The 21005-nt window shown below is 71.7% G+C and carries 18 protein-coding genes, 2 pseudogenes and 2 CRISPR repeat arrays; of the genes and pseudogenes, 17 read left to right on the top strand and 3 right to left on the bottom strand.

All coding sequences use genetic code 11. From position 1 onward, the window contains the following. Positions 1 to 14: 14 nt before the first annotated feature. Both QMQ26_RS04705 and QMQ26_RS04700 read right to left on the bottom strand, forming a co-directional pair. Positions 15 to 308, bottom strand: coding sequence for a helix-turn-helix domain-containing protein (locus QMQ26_RS04705; RefSeq protein ID WP_282204856.1), 294 nt, complete (start codon positions 306 to 308; stop codon positions 15 to 17). Between the two features lie 51 nt (positions 309 to 359). After that, complete coding sequence (locus QMQ26_RS04700; protein ID WP_282204855.1) at positions 360 to 824, bottom strand: nuclear transport factor 2 family protein; 465 nt, start codon at positions 822 to 824, stop codon at positions 360 to 362. A 165-nt stretch (positions 825 to 989) separates the two neighbouring features. Between QMQ26_RS04700 and QMQ26_RS04695 the strand changes: the two are divergent. From QMQ26_RS04695 to cas2e, 16 genes and pseudogenes are all read left to right on the top strand, one after another. Further along, positions 990 to 1567 (top strand): annotated as a pseudogene (locus QMQ26_RS04695) (TetR/AcrR family transcriptional regulator). Positions 1568 to 1695: 128 nt separating this feature from the next. Further along, complete coding sequence (locus QMQ26_RS04690) at positions 1696 to 1866, top strand: hydrophobic protein (protein WP_100835002.1); 171 nt, start codon at positions 1696 to 1698, stop codon at positions 1864 to 1866. A gap of 438 nt (positions 1867 to 2304) precedes the next feature. Then, positions 2305 to 2890: direct repeats of the CRISPR family, unit length 29 nt; unit sequence GGGACCATCCCCGCGGGCGCGGGGAGCAG. Positions 2891 to 3417: 527 nt separating this feature from the next. Continuing rightward, positions 3418 to 3801, top strand: coding sequence for a hypothetical protein (locus tag QMQ26_RS04685; RefSeq protein WP_282204854.1), 384 nt, complete (start codon positions 3418 to 3420; stop codon positions 3799 to 3801). A 642-nt stretch (positions 3802 to 4443) separates the two neighbouring features. Next, complete coding sequence (locus QMQ26_RS04680; RefSeq protein ID WP_282204853.1) at positions 4444 to 4794, top strand: hypothetical protein; 351 nt, start codon at positions 4444 to 4446, stop codon at positions 4792 to 4794. Further along, a complete protein-coding gene (locus tag QMQ26_RS04675; RefSeq protein ID WP_176184664.1) occupies positions 4791 to 5051 on the top strand; it encodes a hypothetical protein in 261 nt (86 codons plus the stop codon). Before QMQ26_RS04680 ends, QMQ26_RS04675 begins: the two co-directional genes overlap by 4 nt. 1080 nt (positions 5052 to 6131) lie before the next feature. Then, entirely contained in the window at positions 6132 to 6701 is a 570-nt protein-coding gene (locus QMQ26_RS04670; RefSeq protein WP_282204852.1) for a Uma2 family endonuclease, read from the top strand. A gap of 230 nt (positions 6702 to 6931) precedes the next feature. Continuing rightward, a CRISPR array of direct repeats spans positions 6932 to 7876; the repeat unit is 29 nt; unit sequence GGGACCATCCCCGCGGGCGCGGGGAGCAG. 596 nt (positions 7877 to 8472) lie between these two features. After that, positions 8473 to 9828: a CRISPR-associated endonuclease Cas3'' gene (locus tag QMQ26_RS37320; RefSeq protein WP_318552195.1), complete on the top strand. Its 1356-nt coding sequence runs from the start codon at positions 8473 to 8475 to the stop codon at positions 9826 to 9828. A 258-nt stretch (positions 9829 to 10086) separates the two neighbouring features. Further along, positions 10087 to 10332: a hypothetical protein gene (locus tag QMQ26_RS37315; protein WP_318552194.1), complete on the top strand. Its 246-nt coding sequence runs from the start codon at positions 10087 to 10089 to the stop codon at positions 10330 to 10332. After that, entirely contained in the window at positions 10329 to 11348 is a 1020-nt protein-coding gene (locus QMQ26_RS37310; protein WP_318552193.1) for a hypothetical protein, read from the top strand. The genes QMQ26_RS37315 and QMQ26_RS37310 overlap by 4 nt, the downstream gene beginning before the upstream one ends. Continuing rightward, positions 11335 to 12840, top strand: a pseudogene (gene casA, locus QMQ26_RS37305) (type I-E CRISPR-associated protein Cse1/CasA); the annotation flags it as partial. The gene QMQ26_RS37310 and the pseudogene casA, both read left to right, overlap by 14 nt. Before the next feature lie 247 nt (positions 12841 to 13087). Then, positions 13088 to 13771, top strand: coding sequence for a type I-E CRISPR-associated protein Cse2/CasB (casB, locus tag QMQ26_RS04660; RefSeq protein WP_282206418.1), 684 nt, complete (start codon positions 13088 to 13090; stop codon positions 13769 to 13771). Continuing rightward, positions 13768 to 14967 (top strand): type I-E CRISPR-associated protein Cas7/Cse4/CasC, encoded by a 1200-nt coding sequence (gene cas7e, locus QMQ26_RS04655; protein ID WP_282206417.1) that lies wholly within the window; start codon positions 13768 to 13770, stop codon positions 14965 to 14967. Before casB ends, cas7e begins: the two co-directional genes overlap by 4 nt. Further along, complete coding sequence (cas5e, locus tag QMQ26_RS04650) at positions 14964 to 15701, top strand: type I-E CRISPR-associated protein Cas5/CasD (RefSeq protein WP_282204851.1); 738 nt, start codon at positions 14964 to 14966, stop codon at positions 15699 to 15701. The genes cas7e and cas5e overlap by 4 nt, the downstream gene beginning before the upstream one ends. After that, positions 15701 to 16405, top strand: coding sequence for a type I-E CRISPR-associated protein Cas6/Cse3/CasE (cas6e, locus tag QMQ26_RS04645; protein ID WP_100834997.1), 705 nt, complete (start codon positions 15701 to 15703; stop codon positions 16403 to 16405). Before cas5e ends, cas6e begins: the two co-directional genes overlap by 1 nt. Positions 16406 to 16409: 4 nt before the next feature. Beyond that, positions 16410 to 17345, top strand: coding sequence for a type I-E CRISPR-associated endonuclease Cas1e (gene cas1e / locus QMQ26_RS04640; protein ID WP_282204850.1), 936 nt, complete (start codon positions 16410 to 16412; stop codon positions 17343 to 17345). Next, positions 17342 to 17692: a type I-E CRISPR-associated endoribonuclease Cas2e gene (cas2e, locus tag QMQ26_RS04635; RefSeq protein ID WP_282204849.1), complete on the top strand. Its 351-nt coding sequence runs from the start codon at positions 17342 to 17344 to the stop codon at positions 17690 to 17692. The genes cas1e and cas2e overlap by 4 nt, the downstream gene beginning before the upstream one ends. 1061 nt (positions 17693 to 18753) lie before the next feature. Here cas2e and QMQ26_RS04630 read toward each other — a convergent pair. Further along, the gene (locus QMQ26_RS04630; protein ID WP_282204848.1) at positions 18754 to 19440 is read right to left on the bottom strand and encodes an SMI1/KNR4 family protein; all 687 of its coding nucleotides are present in this window, start codon (positions 19438 to 19440) and stop codon (positions 18754 to 18756) included. 298 nt (positions 19441 to 19738) lie between these two features. Here QMQ26_RS04630 and map point away from each other — a divergent pair, with 298 nt between their 5' ends. Beyond that, positions 19739 to 20506 (top strand): type I methionyl aminopeptidase, encoded by a 768-nt coding sequence (gene map, locus QMQ26_RS04625; RefSeq protein ID WP_282204847.1) that lies wholly within the window; start codon positions 19739 to 19741, stop codon positions 20504 to 20506. The last annotated feature ends 499 nt before the right edge of the window (positions 20507 to 21005 follow it).

Raw genomic sequence — 21005 nt, 5'->3', positions numbered from 1 at the left:
CGGGCCCGGGGCGGCTACTCGTGTCCCCCGCTCCCGCTGAGCGGGGGGCAGCCCGTGGGTTCGCCGAGCCAGACGTGGGCCGCGGTGTCGAGCGGCAGGTCGAGCGCGGCGCAGAGGCCGACGACGGTGCCGAAGCCCGGGCTGGGCAGCCGGCCCATCTCGATCTTCCGCAGCGTCTCGGGGGAGATCCCGGCGCTGTGGGCGACGGTGGCGGGGTCACGACCGGCCCGGGTCTCGCGGAACAGCGCACCCAGGCGGCGGCCGGCCTCGATCTGCTCGGGGTCAGGGGACTCGCACCATGCGGACACGCTACTGAACCGCCCGGCCCGCCGCCCAGGCGGGCAGCTCAGACGGGCAGCTCAGCGCAGCGGCAGTTCCGGTCCGCCCCGCTCCGCGGCCGGTCGCGGGCCGTGGATGCGGCGGTCGGCGGCGTCGATGCGGACGTCGTCGATGCTGGCCTCGCGCCGCCGCATCAGGCCGTGGCGGTCGAACTCCCACAGCTCGTTCCCGTAGCTGCGCCACCACTGGCCGTCCGCGTCGTGCCACTCGTACTGGAACCGGACGGCGATCCGGTCGTCCTCGAACGCCCAGAGGTCCTTCCGCAGGGCGTACTCCCGCTCGCGCCGCCACTTGGCGGCGAGGAAGGCGGTGACCTCGGCGCGGCCGGTGAGGAAGGTGTCGCGGTTACGCCAGACCGTGTCGGGTGTGTACGCGAGGGCGACCCGGGCCGGGTCACGGGTGTTCCAGGCGTCCTCGGCGGCCTGGACCTTGGCGAGGGCGGTGGCGCGGGTGAACGGGGGGAGCGGCGGGCGGTCCTCGGGCATGGTGCCTCCTGCGGTGCGGCGTCGTGGCGGTCGCCGGATCGAGAACGACCGTTCTCCATCCGGCCGGCGCCTACGCTAGGGAACGACCGTTCTCCACGTCAAGCACCGTCAAGCACTCTCCAGCCCCTTCAAGCCCCCTCAAGCACCGCCGAACCGGAGCCGCCGATGCCCGCCCCGCACACCGAGGAGCAGACCCGCCAGGACAGCGAGGCCCTGCTGGACGCCGCCGAAGCCCTGTTCTACGAGAAGGGCATCCGCGCCGTCGGCATGGACGAGGTGCGGGCCGCCTCGGGCCTGCCGCTCAAACGCATCTACCGCCTGCACCCCGCGAAGGACGACCTGGTGGTGGCCGTCCTGCGCCGCCGCGACCTGCGCTGGCGGGCCGCCCTGGCCGCCGCCGTCGAGACCACCGCGGCCGCCACCCCCGCGCCCGGCTGCTCGCCGCGTTCGACTGGCTGGGCCACTGGTTCGCCGAGCCCGGCTACCGGGGCTGCGCCTGGATCAACGCCTTCGGCGAACTCGGCCCGACCTCCCCGACCGTCCTCGCCGAGGTGCGCGCCCACAAGGCAGCCTTCCACGCCCAACTCGCCGACTGGGCCCGCGCAGCGGGCCTCACCGACCCGACCCCCGTCCAACTCCTCGCCGAGGGCGCCATCGTGACCGCCGCGATCGACGGCGACCCCACCCCGGCCACCCGCGCCCGCGCCGCTGTGGAGACACTCCTCGACGCCACCAGCCGCTGAACTGCCGCCCCCCGCCCTGGGCCAGCCGGCCCGCGACCGCATGCCCCGGCGGCCCTCACGGATTCATGTGAATATCCGTCCAGCTCAGGGGCATACGGCGCATCGACACCGACTGCGTGGAGGTCATCATGGTTCCCCTTCTTCTGGTTCTGCTGCTGGCGCTGATCCTGTTCGGCGCCGGGTTCGCGCTCAAGGCCCTGTGGTGGGTGGCGATCATCGTGCTGGTGGTGTGGGTGGTGGGCTTCGTCGCCCGCGGCACCAACGCCGGTGGCAGCCGCGGCCGCTGGTACCGCTGGTAGCCGACGGCCAGGACAGCACCCCGGAGCGACCGGACACCGAGCGGGGCCCGCGCACCAGCGCGGGCCCCGCTCCCGTACGCCCACCCGCTCCACCACTACCGCCCCCGGAGGCCGCGCCGACGGTCCTCCCCTCCGGCCGGCCGGGACTCCCAAGTATGGACGGCGGTTCGCGGGTTAGGCGTCCGCGCGGCGGGGCGGGGCTGTCTCCGCGCCCTGAACCAGCGCGACCTCCAAGCCCCACCCCGCCACCCCTCCGACATCGGCCCCGCAGGCACGGGGAGCAGGTCGAGAGTGATGGTGGCGACGACGGCGCGGCGGGACCATCCCGAGCGCGGGCAGCAAATGGAGAGACACTCGGTCAGGTAACGCTGTCCGGGCTCTCACCGCAGGCGCTGGGAACAGCGCTTCGACCCAAGTGCCGCAGCAGCGAGCGAGCGGGAAGCCATCCCCGCGGGCGCGGGGAGCAGATCGGGATTTTCACCGACGCCGCCCCTGAGGCGGGGCCATCCCCGCGGGCGCGGGGAGTAGCTGGAGATCGTCAAGGAGCTGGCCAAGTTCGGGGAACCATCCCCGCGGGCGCGGGGAGCAGGGAGCAGGGGACCGTCGACCAGGTCGTCACCGGCCCGCAGGGACCATCCCCGCGGGCGCGGGGAGCAGCGGTTCCTAGAAGCTGCCAGCTCCACCGTCTCGGGACCATCCCCGCGGGCGCAGGGAGCAGTCCCCGCTCGTCAACGGCGACGCGCTCGCCGCGGGACCATCCCCGCGGGCGCGGGGAGCAGGCGGCCCCACCCGGTCGGCAGGCGCAGTGAGAGGGACCATCCCCGCGGGCGCGGGGAGCAGCTACGTGACCGACCGTCCGGGCCTGGACGCCGCGGGACCATCCCCGCGGACGCGGGGAGCAGGAGGCGGAGACGGGGTCGGCGGGCATCCGCCAGGGACCATCCCCGCGGGCGCGGGGAGCAGCAGGAAGACGAGCGCGAGGGCGTACAGGAGCATGGACCATCCCCGCGGGCGCGGGGAGCAGTCTTGTTGACCTGCGGTGTTACGTGCCGGTGGGCCCGGAATTCGTAAGCTTCAGGGATTCGGACATTAGCGACATCAGGTTACTTTCTTTCCCGGACCGGCTGGTGATCCTTCAGGACGTGGATGAGGCAGGGATCGGTGGTCGCCTGGTTCCGCACCGGGTAGCCGACGTTCGGCATGGCGATGGTCGGCTGTTGTTCGGTGGTGCTGTGGAGGTGTCAAGGAGCGCGGTGGCGTGGGCGCATACTCCCATGGCCCTCCGACATGAGGCAGCGGACCTACTCCTGCGCGGGCGGGGAGCGGAAATCCCCGGTCCCGGCCCCATACTGGCAATGACGAGGCCGTGACCGGGCCGTTTCGGTTGCCGGCGCGGTGCCACCACCTGCGGGAGGCGCGGAGGCTATGCCGCAACTACGGGACGCGGCGTTCGCCGACTGAAGTGAGACCCTGAGCCGCGATCCCGACATCGGATCCTGGCTGGCCCCGCTCTCGGACAGCGGGCGGCAGTGGCTGGCGGACGTCTTCGACATGCACGGCGAGATACCCCCGGCCTACCTGATCGACCTTTTGTTCGAACGCCGGGTCGCGCTCGCCCGCACAGCCCTCGACCTGCTGCGGGCCGCAGTCGAGCGGGACTTGGGTGTTGAGCTCCACCTGTACGTCCGGGCCATCGCGCACAGCGATTACGAGCCGTCGGGCGAGGTCGAGGTATACGGCGAGCAGATCCGTGCCATCGGTCTCCCGGAGGCGCTGGCCGCCACAGCGGTGACGGTCCAAACCTTCGTCGCCGACGCGCACTGGGTGGTATGGCCCACCTGCGCCGACCATCACACCGGCCTGTATCCCACTCTCGCCGCCGGAGCGGCCGTCTGGCACTGCATCACCGGAGCGCACGACCTGGCGATCCCCTGACGACGGCCGGAGGTCGGCGCCCCGCTCAGGGGCCGGCACGGGACAGGCGGAGCACCCGCGGCTCGGCGCACAGAGGGCCATCCCCGCGCGGGCGGGGAGCAGGTGCCCGTCCTCGCCGAGTACGAGCAGAAGATGGGACCATCCCCGCAGACGTGGGGAGCAGGCCTCGTCGGCCGGCTTCCATTGCCGGTACACGGGGCCATCCCGCGAGTGCGGGGAGCAGCACCTGATCCAGCTCGTCGGCCAGATCGCACAGGGGCCATCCCCCCCGGGCGCGGGGAACAGCCGGGCTGGGAGCGTCGCAGACCGTCCGCCTAGGGTCCATCCCCGCAGGAGCGAGGAGCAGTTGGGGATCAGGACGGTCCCCCGGGGCTTGGGGCCATTCCCGCATGCGTTGGGAGCAGGAGCCGTGTGGATGGTGTTGTGGAGGCGTCAAGGAGCGCGGTTGTTCGGGCATGTTCCCATGGCACTCCGACACCGCACGTGGCCGCCCGGTGTGCGCCCCTTGCTGGTGTTGTGCCCAAGCGTTGTTCCTGCGGATGCGAAGGTGGTGGGAGCGGAGGACGGCTGATTTCTACGGGTGAGTGAAGTGCGCCTTACGGAGCGAGTAGCCTCGCAGCAGAGGAGAGAGGGAGTGCCGCTATGAGTCAGCCCGTGCATGACGGAGTCGAGCTGATCCCCCGGCCCGAGCAGAACCCGGCCGCGCTCAAAGCCGCCCTGGCCGTCGTTGCCGCGGACCGCCTCCCCGAGATGGTCGACGGGCAGACGAAGGCCATGGCCGAGGCCATCACCAGCGGTAGCGTCCAGCCGATCCGGGCGTTCGTTGCGTACTGGGCCGCCGTGGTGGAGATCGAACGGCACCCGGCCACCGCCCGGGCCTACCACCGGGCGAACTACCTGGCCAACCACGCCGGCACCGTGCAGGAGTGCAGAGAGCACGCCACCGCCGTCGCCGAGATCTACCGCGCCGCCTACGCCGCGGTGAACGGATGACCTGGAGCTGGGAGTACCTGCCCAGCAAGCAGCACGTCACTGCCGGAGCGCCGGCCGACTTTCTCGCTGCTGTCGAGCAGAGGGCCGCCGAGCTCGTCCGGGCCGCCGAAGCCCTCTACCTGGACGGGACCACCTACCAGGGCAGCGGCGAACCGATGCACTACCTCGACGTCGCAGGCGGCCTCCTCGCCTACTACGTAGTCCCACGCCTCGAGCTCGTCGTCCTCTGCCAAATCACACCGCCACCAGCCCTCTGATCGCTCCCCCATGCCCTCCGATACACCGGGATCAGGGACCATCCCTACGGACGCGGGAGCAGCGACGTCGAGACGGGTGCCAACCTCCTTGCGCGGGACCATCCCCGCGCGGGCGGGGAGCAGCAGACCGGTAAGAGCACGCTCGCCTCCGAGTTGGGACCATCCCGCGCGAGCGGGGAGCAGGATCGGCGGCGGCCCGAGCCGGATGATGGCTTCGGGACCATTCCCGCGCGGGCGGGGAGCAGCGCAGCACGAACTGGACCGTGCTCTGCGCGGCGGGACCATCCCCGCGCGGGCGGGGAGCAGCGCTGGTTCGAGCACCCAAAGTATGGCGGGGAGGGACCATCCCGCGCGGGCGGGGAGCAGGCGGCGACAGCCCCGAGGAGATCGACGCCAGCGGGACCATCCCCGCGCGAGCGGGGAGCAGGCCCGGACAGAACTCGTCTACGAAGGACTGGAGGGACCATCCCCGCGCGGGCGGGGAGCAGTCGAAGAGGACCGTCAGCGGGTCATCGGCGGGGGGGCCATCCCCGCGCGGGCGGGGAGCAGCCTTGTTGACCTGCAGTGTTATGCGCCGGAGATTCAGGAATTTGCTACTTTCCGAGATTCGGACATAAGCGACATGGCGTCACCTTCTTTCCTCTGGCTGGGTTGGGTCTTCGAGATGTGGGTGGAGCTCGGGGCCCTGTAATTGGTGGTGGAGGGTGTGGTGCCAGCGCTACGGTTTTCCGACGTCGGTGGTGCTGTGGAGGTGTCAAGGAGCAAGGTGGCGCGGGCGCATACTCCCACGGCTCTCCGACACCTCAACCCCGCCGGCTTGGGAAGCAGCCCGTCCTGGGCGTAGCACCCGGCGGCCACCGAGGACCATCCCGCGGGCGCGGGGAGCAGCTGGTTGTGTCTCGCGGGTGACGTCGTGCCGGAAAGCCATCCCCGCAGGTGCGGGGAGTAGCCAGGCACGCTCCGCGATCTTCATGACCCCCATGGGACCATCCCCGCGGGCGGCGGGGAGCAGATTGAGGGCGTGCTGGTGGAGTGCGGAGTGTGGGTGTTGGCCTGAGTTCGGGGTGGGAGGATGGCGGTATGGCTGAGTTCCGTGTTCCTGAACGCCACGCGCAGTTGTTGGAGTTCGCGCAGAGTTTGACACCTCCTGCTGGGTGGAAGGTCGAGGTGTCGGGTGATGAGATCATCATGATGGCCGGGCCGTCGGTGATCCATCAGCGGAACCTGCTCATCGTGCGGGAGCAGTTCGACGCTCACCGGCCGGCGGAGCTGATGCCCAGCGAGAACACGGATCTGGCCTCGCCGAACGTCGGCAAGCTCCGCAACCCGGACCTGACGTACATCCCGGTGTCAGTAGTAGAGCTTGGTGGGAACGAGGTTCCGGCGGAACTCGCCGAGATCGCCGTAGAGATCGTCTCCGTGTCGAACCCCGAGAACGACCTGGTCGGCAAAGTCCGCGACTACCCACTGATGGGCATCCCTCTCTACTTGATGGTCGATCCTCGCGAGGGCACGGTTGTCCTGTTCTCCGAGCCGTCAAACGGGTCGTACCGTCAGCAGTGGACCGGAAAGTTCGGCGACACCGTCCCGATCCCGCCTCCCTTCGACTTCGGCCTCACCACAACGAACCTGATCCGCTACACAATCTGAACTTGTAGTGCCTTCCCCGAGGGCGCGGGGAGCAGGGCGGGACTCGGCGGGACGGGGGCCGCGGCCGCGGGGAGCGGAGGAGCCAGCCGACCGGGTCGTTGATGTGCGGGGGGCCATCCCCACGGACGCGAGGAGCAGGGGATCGTGCCGCCACCAGCGCTCATAACCGCGGCGCCACCTTCGCGGGCGCGGGGAGTAGGGCCGCGACGAGAACGTCATCAACCAGGCGTGGGGGCCATCCCCGTGCGGCCGGGGAGCAGGAACGGGTCGGCGGGCCGCAGATGCAAGAGCTGGGACCATCCCCGCGGGCGCGGGGAGCAGGTTCGGCCAGGAGCAGCGCGGCGGCATGGAACGGGACCATCCCCGCGGGCGCGGGGAGCAGCTGGTCGTCCTCGGTATCGCCGCACTCCTCCTGGGACCATCCCCGCGGGCGCGGGGAGCAGCCGAAGTCGTTCAGGTACTCCACCCGGACGCGGGGACCATCCCCGCGGGCGCGGGGAGCAGGTTGCCCCCGGCTTCCGGGCCCTCGTCCAGCAGGGACCATCCCCGCGGGCGCGGGGAGCAGGAGCTGCTCACCTGGTCGGGCAAGGGCATGTCGGGACCATCCCCGCGGGCGCGGGGAGCAGGTGCAAGCGAAGCTGCTTGCACACCCGGTTGCGGGACCATCCCCGCGGGCGCGGGGAGCAGCGTGACGTCGCCGACGAGCTGGAGGGCGGCGAGGGACCATCCCCGCGGGCGCGGGGAGCAGGTCTTGGCCTCCACCAGTTCGGTGGCCGGGGCGGGACCATCCCCGCGGGCGCGGGGAGCAGGAGTTGGCCAGCGTTTTCATGGAGGCGCAGGAGGGACCATCCCCGCAGGCGCGGGGAGCAGCAAACCCCGACAGCAGGCGGGTTGGGGTGGCGGGACCATCCCCGCAGGCGCGGGGAGCAGGGGCGGAGGCGCGGGCACTACGCCCCAGGCGGGGGACCATCCCCGCAGGCGCGGGGAGCAGTGGTGGTCAGCCCTTCTGCTGCTGGTCGGCGAGGGGACCATCCCCGCAGGCGCGGGGAGCAGACAGTCGCTCAAACGACCGCTTCCGCAGTACCGGGACCATCCCCGCAGGCGCGGGGAGCAGGACGGTTTGCCGGTGGACGCGCCGGTGACGCCGGGACCATCCCCGCGGGCGCGGGGAGCAGTCTTGTTGACCTGCAGTGTTATGCGTCAGGGCCCCAGAAATTTGCTACTTGTCGAGATTCGGACATAAGTGACATTGCGTCACTTGCTTTCGCATGGCTGGGCAGAGTCTTCAAGGCACGGGCGGAAGCTGCGGCTGTTTGGTTCTTCGGTCGGCGGTTGAGGGTGGCGTCCCGCTGCTGCGGCTCGCCGTCTGCTTGCTGGTGCTGTGGAGGTTTCAAGGACCGGTAGAGCGGGGCTGGATGCTCCCACAGCGGTACGACACCGGGCGCGGATCTCGGCCATTGGCTGGTCCAAGTGTTCGGGGATTTGTAGGCCGTGGGTCCAGGTGTGTTCATCCTCTGCGCTGACAGCGGCAGTGTGTCCCCCGATGTCCGCCGTACGGCCTTTCTCGCAGCTCCGGGGCAGCCTGCCTGATGCGTGCTCTTGGGCTGGGACGTCTTCGCGGTGGGGCATGCACGCGGTGGTGGCGTTGCACCGGCTGTTCGTAGGTCGTCGGGATTTCGTCCTGGGAGGGGGTGCGGTCGTCGGTGGTCCATATGATCGCCCGTCATCTCCGGTTGTCCGCCGGAGCTGTAGGGATGGAAGGGGTGGGTGGGTGGGCGGCGGGTTCGATCTGCGGTCGCGGTTGTCGGCGGGGGCGCGGAGTGTGTGGGCGAAGCACGACAAGGACGGCGAGGGGTGGCTGCCGTTGTGGTGCCACATGCAGGACAGTGCGGCGGTGGCGGGGTTGTTGTGGGACTGCTGGGTGCCGGAGCGGGTGCGGGCGTTGGTGGGTGGGGTGCTGCCGGAGGGGGTGGTGGACGGGCGGCGGTTGGTGGTGTGGCTGGCGGGGGTGCACGACATCGGGAAGGCGACGCCGGCGTTCGCGTGCCAGGTGGACGCTCTGGCGGACCGGATGCGTGATGCGGGGTTGGAGATGCCGTACCGGGCGGGGCTGGGTGCGGATCGGCGGTTGGCGCCGCACGGTCTGGCGGGTCAGTTGCTGCTGCAGGAGTGGTTGAAGGAGCGGCACGCGTGGCCGGGGAGGGCGACGGGGCAATTCGCGGTGGTGGTGGGCGGACACCACGGCGTTCCGCCGGAGCAGGTCGCGCTCCTGGATCTGGACGGGCGCGCGGAGCTGTTACGGACGCCGGGCGGGAGCGAAGCGGTGTGGCGGCGGGTCCAGCGGGAGTTGCTGGACGCGTGCGCGGTGGAGTTCGGGGTGGAGGGGAGGCTGGGGGAGTGGCGGGGGGTGCGGCTGCCGCAGCCGGTGCAGGTGGTGCTGTCCGGGTTGGTGATCATGGCGGACTGGATCGCGAGCAATCCGGACCTGTTCCCGTACTTCCCGCTGGAGGCCGGGTTCGACGGCGGGCGCCGGGTGGCTGCGGCGTGGCGGGGGCTGGATCTGCCGGGGCCGTGGCGGCCGCGGGTGCCGCAGACCGGAACGGCGGAGCTGTTCGCGTCGAGGTTCGACCTTCCGGCGGGGGCGGTGGTGCGGCCGGTGCAGGCGGCGGCGGTGGAGATGGCGCGGGCGATGCCGGGGGCGGGGCTGCTGATCGTCGAGGCGCCGATGGGGGAGGGGAAGACGGAGGCGGCGCTGGCGGCGGCGGAGGTGTTGGCGGCGCGGGCCGGGGCGGGCGGGGTGTTCTTCGCGCTGCCGACGATGGCGACGAGCAACGCGATGTTCCCGCGGCTGCTGGACTGGCTGGACCGGTTGCCGGCCGGGGACGGTGAGCGGCTGTCGGTGCTGCTGGCGCATTCGAAGGCGGCGCTGAACCGGGACGCCGCCGAGCTGCGGGCCCGCTCGCGGCAGCGGGTGGCGGCGGTGGACGTGGACGGCGCGGAGCGGGTGCCGAAGGCGGGCGAGGAGGGGCGGGGCCGGCGGAGCTGGTGGCGCACCAGTGGCTGGCCGGACGGAAGAAGGGCCTGCTGTCGTCGTTCGTGGTCGGGACGGTCGACCAGTTGCTGTTAGCCGGGTTGAAGGCCCGCCACCTGGTGCTGCGGCACCTGGCGGTGGCGGGGAAGGTCGTGGTGATCGACGAGGCGCACGCGTACGACACGTACATGAACGCCTACCTGGACCGGTGCTGGGCTGGCTGGGCGCGTACGGGGTGCCGGTGGTGGTGCTGTCGGCGACGCTTCCGGCCGTACGCCGCCGGAGCTGGCGCAGGCGTACGCGGGCGTCGGCGAGGGCGAGGGCGACGACGGGCGGTTCGCCGCTGTGGAGCAGGTGCGGGAGTATCCGCTGCTGACGGCGGTGTGCGCCGGACACGACCCCCTGCTGGGGCGTCCGGCGGCGTCCGGCCGCGGGGGAGAGGTGCGGTTGGAGCGGCTCGATGACGACCTGGAGGTGCTGGCGGACCGGTTGGAGGCCGAACTGGCCGGGGGCGGGTGCGCGCTGGTGGTGCGCAACACCGTCGACCGGGTGCTGGAGGCGGCCGCGGTGCTGCGCGGCCGGTTCGGGCGGGGGCGGTGACCGTCGCGCACGCCAGGTTCATCGACGTCGACCGGGCCGAGAACGACCGCGCGCTGCTGGAACTGTTCGGCCCGGACGGCTCGCGGCGGCCCGGCCGGCACATTGTGGTGGCCAGCCAGGTGGCGGAGCAGTCGCTGGACGTGGACTTCGACCTGCTGGTGAGCGACGTGGCGCCGGTGGACCTGCTGCTGCAACGGGTGGGCCGCCTGCACCGCCACCGGCGGCCGGGCCGTCCCGCGCGGCTGCGGGAGGCGAGGTGTCTGCTGACGGGCGTCGACCGGTCCGCTGCGGTGCCCGCGCCGGTGCGCGGATCGGAGGCGGTGTACGGGCGGCACGCGCTGCTGCGCTCGCTCGCCGTGCTGCACCCCCACCTGGAGGGGGGACGGAGCCTGTCCCTTCCCGACGACATCAGTGCTCTGGTGCAGGCCGCGTACGGGGACGGACCGGTGGGGCCCGCGCAGTGGGCGCCGGTGCTGGAGGAGGCGCGGCTGGTCCACGAGCAGTTGCAGGTGAAGAAGGCGAAGGCGGCGGACGTGTTCCGGATCAGGGAGGTGGGGAAGGAGGGCCGGTCGCTGATGGGCTGGCTGGCCGGGGGCACGGGTGATGCGGACGACACGCGTGCCGGGCGGGCCCAGGTGCGCGACAGCCCGGAGAGCATCGAGGTGGTCGTCGTCGAGGAGTTGGAGGACGGCTCGCTGGCGACGGTGAGCTGGGCGGGGCAGGGACGGGGAGGGCTGCCGCTGCCGACCGGTTCGGTGCCGTCGCCGAAGGCGGCGAAAGCGGCGGCGGCCTGCGAGCTGCGCCTGCCGGCGCACCTTGCCAAGCCGTACGTCATTGACCGAGTTGTTGCCGAACTTGAGCAGTTCTATTTCGAAAGTTGGCAGGTCAAGGAAAATCCTTGGCTGGCAGGGCAGTTGCTCCTTCCGATCAGGCCCGGTCGTCCGACCCTTCTGGCAGGGTTCCGACTCATGTACACCCGCGAGAACGGACTCGAGGTGTCGAGTGCCGACGCATGACCGCACGCAATTCCCGGACGGGACAAAGGTGTTCGACCTGACGGAGCAGGCGTGGATTCCCGTCCTGCTGGCCGACGGCCGCGAGGGCGAACTGTCACTGCGCGAAGTATTCGAGCAGGCCGCAGGAATCAGGCGGCTGGCCTGCGAACTCCCCACTCAGGAATTCGCCCTCACCCGCCTGCTGCTGGCCATCGCCCACGACGCCCTGGACGGCCCGGGCGACACAGATGAATGGGCCGACCTGTGGGAGGACCCGCAGGCGCTGCACCCGGTGCTGCCCTACCTGGAGGAACACCGGGACCGCTTCGACCTCCTCCATCCGCGCACGCCGTTCTTCCAGTGCGCGCAGCTGCGGACCGGCAAGGACGAGGTCTTCCCGCTGAACCGGATCGTGGCGGACGTACCCAACGGCAACCCGTTCTTCACCGCCCGATTCCCCGGCGTCGAGCGCATCCCGTTCGCGGAGGCCGCCCGCTGGGTGGTGCACGCCCAGGCCTATGACACCTCGGGCATCAAGACCGGCGTGGAGGGCGACCCGCGGGCCAGAGCGGGCAAGGCCTACCCCCAGGGCCCGGCCTGGGCCGGCAACCTCGGGGCGGTGCTCGCCGAAGGCACGGACCTGCGCGAGACGCTACTGCTGAACCTGATCGCCGCCGACCACTGGAGCACCGTCCACGGCGACCTCCCCGCCTGGCGGCGCCCGCCCGCCGGCCCCGGCGCGGCCGACGACCTGGCCTCGCGTCCCACCGGCCCGCGCGACCTATACACCTGGCAGTCCCGCCGCATTCGGCTGCACGCCGACCACGACAGTGTGCACGGCGTCGTCCTCACCTACGGCGACCCCCTCGTCCCGCGGAACAGGTTCGGCACCGAGCCCATGACCGGCTGGCGGCGCAGCCCGGCGCAGGAGAAGAAGCTCGGCCGGTCGTCGGTGTACCTGCCCAGGGAGGTGGACCCGGCCCGGGCGGCCTGGCGCGGTCTGGGCTCGCTGATCGCCTCCGCGGCCCCACTCCAGGGCGCGGCCGCAGACCCGGCGCCGGAACTGAGGCCGGGGCTGGTGCACTGGCTGGCCCGGCTGGAAGCGGACGAGATCCTGCCCAAGGGGCGCCGGATGCGGCTGCGGACCTTCGGCGCCGTGTACGGCACCCAGCAGTCGGTCATCGACGAGATCGCCGGCGACGCGGTGGCGTTCGCGCTGGTCGTGCTGAGCGAGCGGGACTCCCGGCTGGGCGAGACCGCGAAGATCGCGTCCACCGACGCGGATCTCGCCGTCCGGGCCCTGGGCGACCTGGCCTCCGACCTCGCGCGGGCGGCAGGCAGCGAGTCCGAGACCCCCAGAGCGAGCGCACGGGACGCCGGCTTCGGAGCCCTCGACGGCCCTTACCGGCTCTGGCTGGCCGCCATCCGCGACGGCGACGACCCGGCCGCACTGCGCACCGACTGGCAGCAGCAGGTCCGCCGGATCGTCTCCACCCTCGCCGACGGCCTCATCGCCCAAGCCGGAGACACCGCGTGGGAGGGGCGGATCGTCGTCACCAAGCAGGGCGAGGCCTGGCTGAGCACCGACTCCGCCGACCTGTGGTTCCGCAGCCGCCTCAAGCGCGCCCTGCCGCTGGCCCACCCCACCACCCCGCAGCCCGATTCCACAGACGGCCCCCGGCACCCCTCGCCACCGATACCTCCGACGCCCCGGTACCCGCAGACCCCGACACCGCCCCCGACCCCGAAAGGGCGACCGCATGACCACCGCCCCACCGGCCCCCGCACAGCGCCGCCGCGCGCTCGGCCCGGTCGGCACCCTCGCCGGCAGCGAGATCGGCCGCCTGCAGAAGGGCTACCTGGACGACCGCCCCGACGCCGTCGCCGCCCTCGCCCGGCTGCGCCGCGGCGCCGGCAAGGACACCGCCACGATCCCCGACCTGTGGGGCCTGCTCGACAGCGACACCCTCCACGCCGATCCGGCGCTGCAACAGGACGCCGCGCACACCGCCCTGTACACGGCCGCGACCCTGTACGCCCTGCACCAGCAGTCCCGCGGCACCCGCATGCACCGACCCGGCGGCGACGAACTCGGCACCGCCGTACGCCGCCTGATGCCCGGCGGCGACCTGGACGAGCCGACCCGCAAGCGCTTCGTGCGGGCCGGCTCCGCACCCACGATGCCCGTCCTGGCCACCCGCCTGCGCGAGATCGTCCTGCTGCTGCGCCGCGAGGAGATCGCCCTCGACTACGCCCTGCTCGCCGAGCAGCTCTACCAGTGGCAGCAGCGGCCGTGGGGGCCGGACAGCGTCCGGCGCTCCTGGGGCCGCTCCCTGCACGCCCACCGCGCCAAGCCCGCCGACCAGGCCGAGGGCACCAAGGCCGCCGACACCGACAGCACCGCCGACACCGACACCGACCACAACAAGGACAGCGCCCAGTGACCAGCCGCCGCACCATCCTCGACGTGCACGCCCTGCAGAGCGTCCCGCCGAGCAACCTCAACCGCGACGACACGGGCGCGCCCAAGACCGCGGTGTACGGCGGCGCCACCCGCGCCCGGGTCTCCAGCCAGGCGTGGAAGCGCGCCACCCGCCGCTACTTCGACACCATCCTCGACCCGGCCGAGCTCGGGGTGCGCACCAAGCGGGTCGCCGAACTCCTCGCCGAGCGCATCACCGCGCTGGCCCCGGGCACCGGTCAGGACCGGGCGCTGGCGCTGGCGGCGGAGGTGCTGCAGACCGCGACCGGCTCGAAGATCGAGCCGCCCAAGCGCAAGGTCGAGCAGGCGAAGAAGAGCGGCGGCGACGACCCGGCCCCAGAGTCCTCCTACCTGATGTTCCTCAGCTCCCGCCAGCTCGACCACCTCGCTGCCCTGGCCGTCGAGGGCGCCGACGACATCAAGGCGTTCTTCAAGGACAAGGACGCCAAGGCCCGCGCCAAGAAGATCGCCGACGGCCGGCACTCCGTCGACATCGCCCTGTTCGGGCGGATGGTCGCCGACTCCACCGACATCAACGTCGACGCCGCCGCCCAGGTCGCCCACGCCCTCGGCGTGCACCGCAGCGAGACCGAGTCCGACTACTTCACCGCCGTCGACGACCGCAACACCGACGCCGAACCGGGCGCGGGCATGATCGGCACCGTCGACTTCAACTCCGCCACCCTCTACCGGTACGCGGCCCTCGACGTCGACCTGCTGGGGCGCAACCTCGGCCGGGGCCTCGACGAGAACGAGCCGCCCGCCACCCCGGTGCGCCGCGCCGTCGAGGCGTTCCTGGAGGCGTTCGTCTCCTCCCTGCCCACCGGCAAGATCAACACCTTCGGCAACCACACCCTGCCCGACGCCGTCCTCGTCACCCTGCGCACCTCACGCCCCGTCAGCTTCGTCGGCGCCTTCGAGAAGCCCGTCACCCCCGACGTCGACGGCGGCCACCTGGCCCCCGCCTGCGCCCGCCTCGCCGACTACGCCCCCGAGATCGAGCGGGCCTACGGCGACGACAGCACCCGGACCTGGGTCCTGCGGGTGGGGCCCGCCACCGCCAAGCTCTCCTCCCTCGGCGAGGAAGTCCCCCGGCTCTCCGGCCTGGTGACCGCCGTCGGCGCCGCCGTCGCCGCACGCCTGGAGCGGCGCGGATGAGCGTGCTGGCCCTGCAACTGGCCGGCCCCCTGCAGTCGTGGGGGGCCACCTCCCGCTTCGCCCGGCGCACCACCGAGAACGCCCCCACCAAGAGCGGCGTGATCGGGCTCCTGGCCGCCGCGCTCGGCGTCGAACGCGGCGACGACACCGCGCTCGCCGAACTCGCCGCCCTGCGCTTCGGCGTCCGCGTCGACCAGCCCGGCGCCCGGCTGCGCGACTACCAGACCGCTCACCACTTCGACACCGGCGAGTCGATGCCGCTCTCCGAGCGCTTCTACCTGGCCGACGCCGTCTTCGTCGCGGCCGTCGAAGGCCCGGCCCCGCTCGTCGAGCGCCTCCACCGGGCCGTCCGGACCCCTGTCTACCTGCCCTACCTGGGGCGCCGCTCCTGCCCGCCGGCCCGGCCCCTGGACCTGCCCGACGAGCTGAGCGTCCATCAGGACGGCGACCTCGAAGCCGTCCTGGCCCGCCTCCCCTGGCGGGCCTCCGCCTGGCACCAGCAGCGCCACCGCGACCGTGCGAACGTCGACCTGACCGTCCTGAGCGAAACCACCGACGGCGACGGCGACGTGCTGCGCGACCAGCCCCTCAGCTTCGACGTCCGCCGGCGCCGCCACGGCCTGCGCACCGTCCGCGCCACCACCGTCACCGTGCCCAACCCCCACGCCAAGCCGCACCTCGCGAAGGCACCCGTGCCCGCCCACGACCCGACGACACACCTGGAAAGCGCCTGATGTACCTGACCCGCTTCCGCTTCAACACCGCGCGCGCGGGCGCCCGCCGACTGCTGTCCTCGCCCCAGCACCTGCACGCCGCGGTCATGTCCGCCTTCCCCGAGATCCTGCCCACCGCACCGGGCCCGCGCGTCCTGTGGCGCACCGACCACAACGCCACCGCCGAAGTCCAGCTGTACGTCGTCGGCCCGTCCCGGCCCGACCTCACCCACCTCGTGGAGCAGGCCGGCTGGCCCGCCGCGGCCGCCACCGGCACGGCGGGCTGGCAGACCTACGCCTACGCCCCGTTCCTGGAACGCCTCGACAAGGGCACCAGCTGGAACTTCCGCCTCACCGCCAACCCCGTCCACCACGTCCGCACCAAGGACGGCGAACCCACCAAGCGCACCGCCCACCTCACCGCCCGGCACCAGACGCAGTGGCTGCTCCAACGCCAGGACGCGGGCGGCTTCCGCATCCTGGCCAAACCCGCCGAGCGCCGGCACACCGAACACGGCGACGAACACCAACTCGCCGTCCACGGACAGCGCAGCCTCGCCTTCTCCAAGCACGGCGCCACCGGACGCGTCACCCTCACCGCCGTCACCTTCGACGGCCGCCTCGAAGTCACCGACCCCGACGCCCTGCGCGCCGTACTGACCGGCGGCCTCGGCAAAGCCAAGGCCTACGGCTGCGGCCTGATGACCCTCGCCCCGATCGGCTGACCCGGTGAGCACCGTCAGCCGCCGCCCCGCCAGCAGCCCTCGCGAACTCGCCCGCGCCGCCGACCGGCTCTCCTTCCTCTACCTCGAACGCTGCACCATCCACCGCGACTCCAACGCCCTCACCGTCGAAACCGCCGAAGGCACCACCCACATCCCCTCCGCCACCATCGGCACCCTGCTCCTCGGCCCCGGCACCCGCATCACCCACCAGGCGATGACCGTCCTCGGCGAGACCGGCGCGGGCGTGGTCTGGACCGGCGAACACGGCGTCCGCTCCTACGCGACGGGCCGCTCCCTGTCCCGCTCATCAGCCCTGGCCGAAGCCCAGGCCCTCCGCTGGGCGAACCCGCGCACCCGGCTGGAGACCGCCCGGGCCATGTACCGGCTGCGCTTCCCCGACGAGGACCCGGCCGGCCTCACCCGCCGCGAACTGCTCGGCCGCGAAGGAACCCGCATGCGGGACTTCTACCGCGCCGAAGCCGCCAGAACCGGCATCCGCTGGAAAGGCCGCCACTACACCCCCGGCGACTTCACCTCCGGAGACCCGCCCAACCAGGCCATCACCGCAGCCGCCCAAGCCATGTACGGCGTCTCGCACGCCGTCATCGCCGCCCTCGGCTGCTCACCCGCCCTCGGGTTCGTGCACTCCGGCCACGAACTCTCCTTCGTCCTCGACATCGCCGATCTCTACAAGACCGACGTCGGAATCCCCGTCGCCTTCGACGTCGCCGCCGAGTCCCCCGAGGACATCGGTGCCCGCACCCGCCGCGCCCTGCGCAACCGCATCCACGAACTGCGCCTGCAGGAGCGGATCGTCGCCGACATCCGCCGCCTGCTCGTCGCCGAGTCGGCCGTCGCGGACGAGGACACCGTCAGCCTCCAGTCCGACCACGGCCAGTACGTCGCCGCCGGAGTCAACTACGGAGAGGGCAACTGGTGACCGTCATCGTCCTCACCAACTGCCCCGTCGGCCTGCGGGGCCTGCTCACCCGCTGGCTCCTCGAAATCTCCGCCGGAGTGTTCATCGGCTCCCCGTCCGCACGCGTACGGGACGTCCTGTGGGCCGAAGTCCGACAGCACGCCGGCCAAGGCCGGGCCCTCCTGATCCACACCTCGAACACGGAACAGGGCTTCACCTTCCACACCCACGACCACACCTGGAAACCCGTCGACCACGAAGGCCTCACCCTCATCCACCGACCGAACACCACCACGGCTCCGGCGCCCAGCTCCGCCAAGCCGGGCTGGAGCACTGCCTCCAAACTGCGCCGCTTCGGGAAACGATGAACCACGGCAGAAAGGGATCGAAAGTTATGTCCGGTATGCCGGGATCGGCGAAAGTTGCAGTTTTGCGCCCTGCCGACGCGTAAACCCCCAGGTCCAAGAGGCTGCTCCCCGCGCCCGCGGGGATGGACCCCAGCCGACGTGGTTGTAGGCGTAGATGACGCCCTGCTCCCCGCGCCCGCGGGGATGGACCCGCGCGCAGGTCGGTGTCGAGGGCGGCCGCGGTCTGCTCCCCGCACCCGCGGGGATGGACCCGTCCCGGAGGTCGGGCAGTTCACGGCGCACGACTGCTCCCCGCGTCCGCGGGGATGGTCCCTGCGCGATCACCGCCCCCGGCGGCGACCAGGGCTGTTCCCTGCGCTCGTGTGGCGCTTCGGTCAAGGCAGTAGGTGCCCGACGTGTCCGGTGCTGGCCGGGCAGGCGGTGTGCCGGGGCGTGTTGGGGGAGGGCGGGTCTCCGGTGGTTCGGGGGTTGTCGTGCTTCGCCGAGGTGGCCTTTGTGACTGCGATCGATAGTTTGCGAGCCAGGCTTCTGCGACCTGGTGTTGCGATTTGTAGTTTGCGAGCCGTTGCGAGCGATACCTTGCGAGGAGTTGTTCGGCGGTGGTGGCTCTCTGCGACAGCGATCCAGTGCGGTAGCAGTCGTCAGCAGTGCCGCTCGATGGCCGGTCGCCCGGGGTGGTCAGTGCGACAGTTGACGCTGAACCAGCAAGGAATCTGACGATCGGTGCTCAGCCGGTGCGCAAGCGGCCGTCAGCTCGGCGCCTGGTGTCGAGGCCGACCGGCGAGTACGAAGTCGCGGTACTCGTCCTGTGCCATTCCCTGGTTGATCCAGCGGCCACGAACGGCTCCAGTCCGGTGCTCTGCAAGGGCGAGGGCATCAGGCGCTCCCGCTGTCGCGATCGGCGCTGCCAGAGACCGCACATGACCGCTACTTGCGACTCAAGCGCGCCAGTTGTCGCCAAAAGTGGTACTTGACGTGCGGTTCTCCGCTCAGGTCAGCACGACAACTGTTGCTGAATCGGCAAGGTATCTGGCGGCTGGCGATCGTTCGGCCAGCAAACGCTATGAAGGGCTGTCCTGCTGCTGCCGACGTTCGCTCTCATCGAGCCACGTCAAATACCACCGAGCAAAGGTTGTCGGCTCGCCGTGCTTATCCAGCAGCGGAGTGAGGTCCTCGTCGTCCACCCGGTTGTCGGACCAGATCCGCCCTTGCTCGGGACCGCTGATGATCAGCCACTGGCGGGCGGCGCAGCCCAGGTGCGAGATGACGACGGCGCCGACCGTGCGGTTCGGTGAGAACATCACGGGTTCCCATCGCTCGTCCCAGGACTCGATAGCGTCGTCGAAGTCTTCGATCTCCTCGAAGTCCTCTTCCTCTGGCCGTTCTTCCAGAAGCGCCCTCACGTGCTCCTGGTCCGGGCCCTGCCGGGGGAAGGGCTCGTTCAGCCTGGTCAGGTCCGCGAGGTCGGCGCCATCTCCCTCCCAACGCCAGCGGCCCTGGATCCGCCGGACGGGGAAGACGCCATACGCTGGACCGGCGCCGCCAGCTCCGACCTGGAGAAGGAACTCGCGGTACTCCTCAGGCAGGACAGCACCTATCTGGGCTTCGAGGTCGACCAACTCGGCCGAGGTCAGCGGCTCGTCCAAGGCGAACCGGTGTCCCCGAGAACCGAACACGCCGGCACTGGCCGGGCTTACCCCCAGCGCGCGCACGCGCTCCCGAACGCCAACCCAGATCTGATCATTCATGGGCCGAGCCTACGAGGCATGCCCGACAATCCGGACGACCGCCTCCGAGGCGGGTACGGTCATCGCCGAGCCTCCCTACCCAACGTGACGCGGTCGGCCTGCGGACCGCCGCTCGCAAACTACAGCTCGCATTCGCAACCTATCGATCGCAGTCACAGCCTTCGCGGGGCGTTCCGGAGGGTGGGCGGTATTTGAATACCGGGGGGCTGCTAGCGTGTCACTGTCCGTTGCTGGTATTTGAATACCGGTGGTTCTTTCGACCGGGCGGCCGGGTGGTCGTCGTGCAGGGAGCGGTGCCGTGATCGAGCTGAAGACTCCGCAGGCGATCGAGAAGATGGCCGTCACCGGCCGGTTCGTCGCCGAGACGCTGGCCGAGCTGGCGGGGCTGGCCGAGGTGGGGCGGGACGTGATGGACCTGGAGTTGCGGGCCCGGAAGCTGGTGGACCGGCGGGGGGCCGAGTCCTGCTACTGGGACTACGCGCCGTCCTTCGGGCGCGGGCCGTTCCGCAACGTGATCTGCCTGTCGGTGAACGACGCGGTGCTGCACGGGCAGCCGCACCCCTACGTGCTGGGCGACGGCGACGTGCTGAGCCTGGACTTCGCGGTGTCGATCGACGGCTGGGTGGCCGACTCGGCGGTCACCGTCATCGTGGGCACCCCGGACGAGCGGGACGTCCGGCTGGCGGAGTCGACCCGTACCGCGCTGGACGCGGCGATCGCGGCGGCCGTGCCGGGCAACCGGATCGGGGACATCTCGGCGGCGATCGCGGCGGTCGGCCAGGGCGCGGGCTACCGGATCAACACCGACTTCGGCGGGCACGGCCTGGGCCGCACCATGCACGAGGACCCGCACGTGGCGAACGTCGGGCGGCCCGGGCGCGGGCTGGAGCTGCGGCCCGGGCTGACGCTGGCGCTGGAGCCGTGGTGGTGCACCGGTTCGGCGAAGCTGCGGGTGGACGCGGACGGCTGGACGCTGCGTTCGGCGGACGGTTCGCGCGGAGCGCACTCCGAGCACACCGTGGCGGTCACCGAGGACGGGCCGCGGGTGCTCACCGCGCTGTCCTGACGGGGGAGTTCGGGGCCGGTCCCGGCCACGGCGGGTGACGGCCGGGTGGACGGTGGGTGGCCGCTGTGGCCCGTCCCATAGGCGGATCGCTGGACAGTCGGCGCGCCGTCAGCGGGGGGCCACGGAGGGTGTGCGGTTCCCCGGCCGGAGGCGGCCGGAACCGGTGAGCCCGGTCACAGCCGCCGCCGGCCCCACCCCGCCCGGGCCCGGAAAATGGCGGCCGGGCCGGGTCGCGGAGGCCGCTGTACTGGCGGTAACGGGGTCCTGACCTGCGTAAACCTTCGAATGCTTGGAGTTCGGCCCGAGCGCCCGTAGCTTCGTAACCAGTGCAGGGCGCACTACCCGGGATCACCCGAAACCAACGCCCCGGTGCGGCCACCGAGCCGCCCGACGGGCAGGGTGACCGCGACGGAGAGCAGGTCGGACCTCGACCGCACCGTCCGATCCACAAGCGCGAGAGACCGCAGGGCCCGTCGGGCTCCTGGTTCCGCCTTGCCTG

The sequence above is a fragment of the Kitasatospora fiedleri genome (assembly GCF_948472415.1).
In the GTDB taxonomy this organism is placed as follows: domain Bacteria; phylum Actinomycetota; class Actinomycetes; order Streptomycetales; family Streptomycetaceae; genus Kitasatospora; species Kitasatospora fiedleri.
Note: the sequence above shows the minus strand (reverse complement) of the source record. Positions and strands in the feature narration are given on the sequence as shown.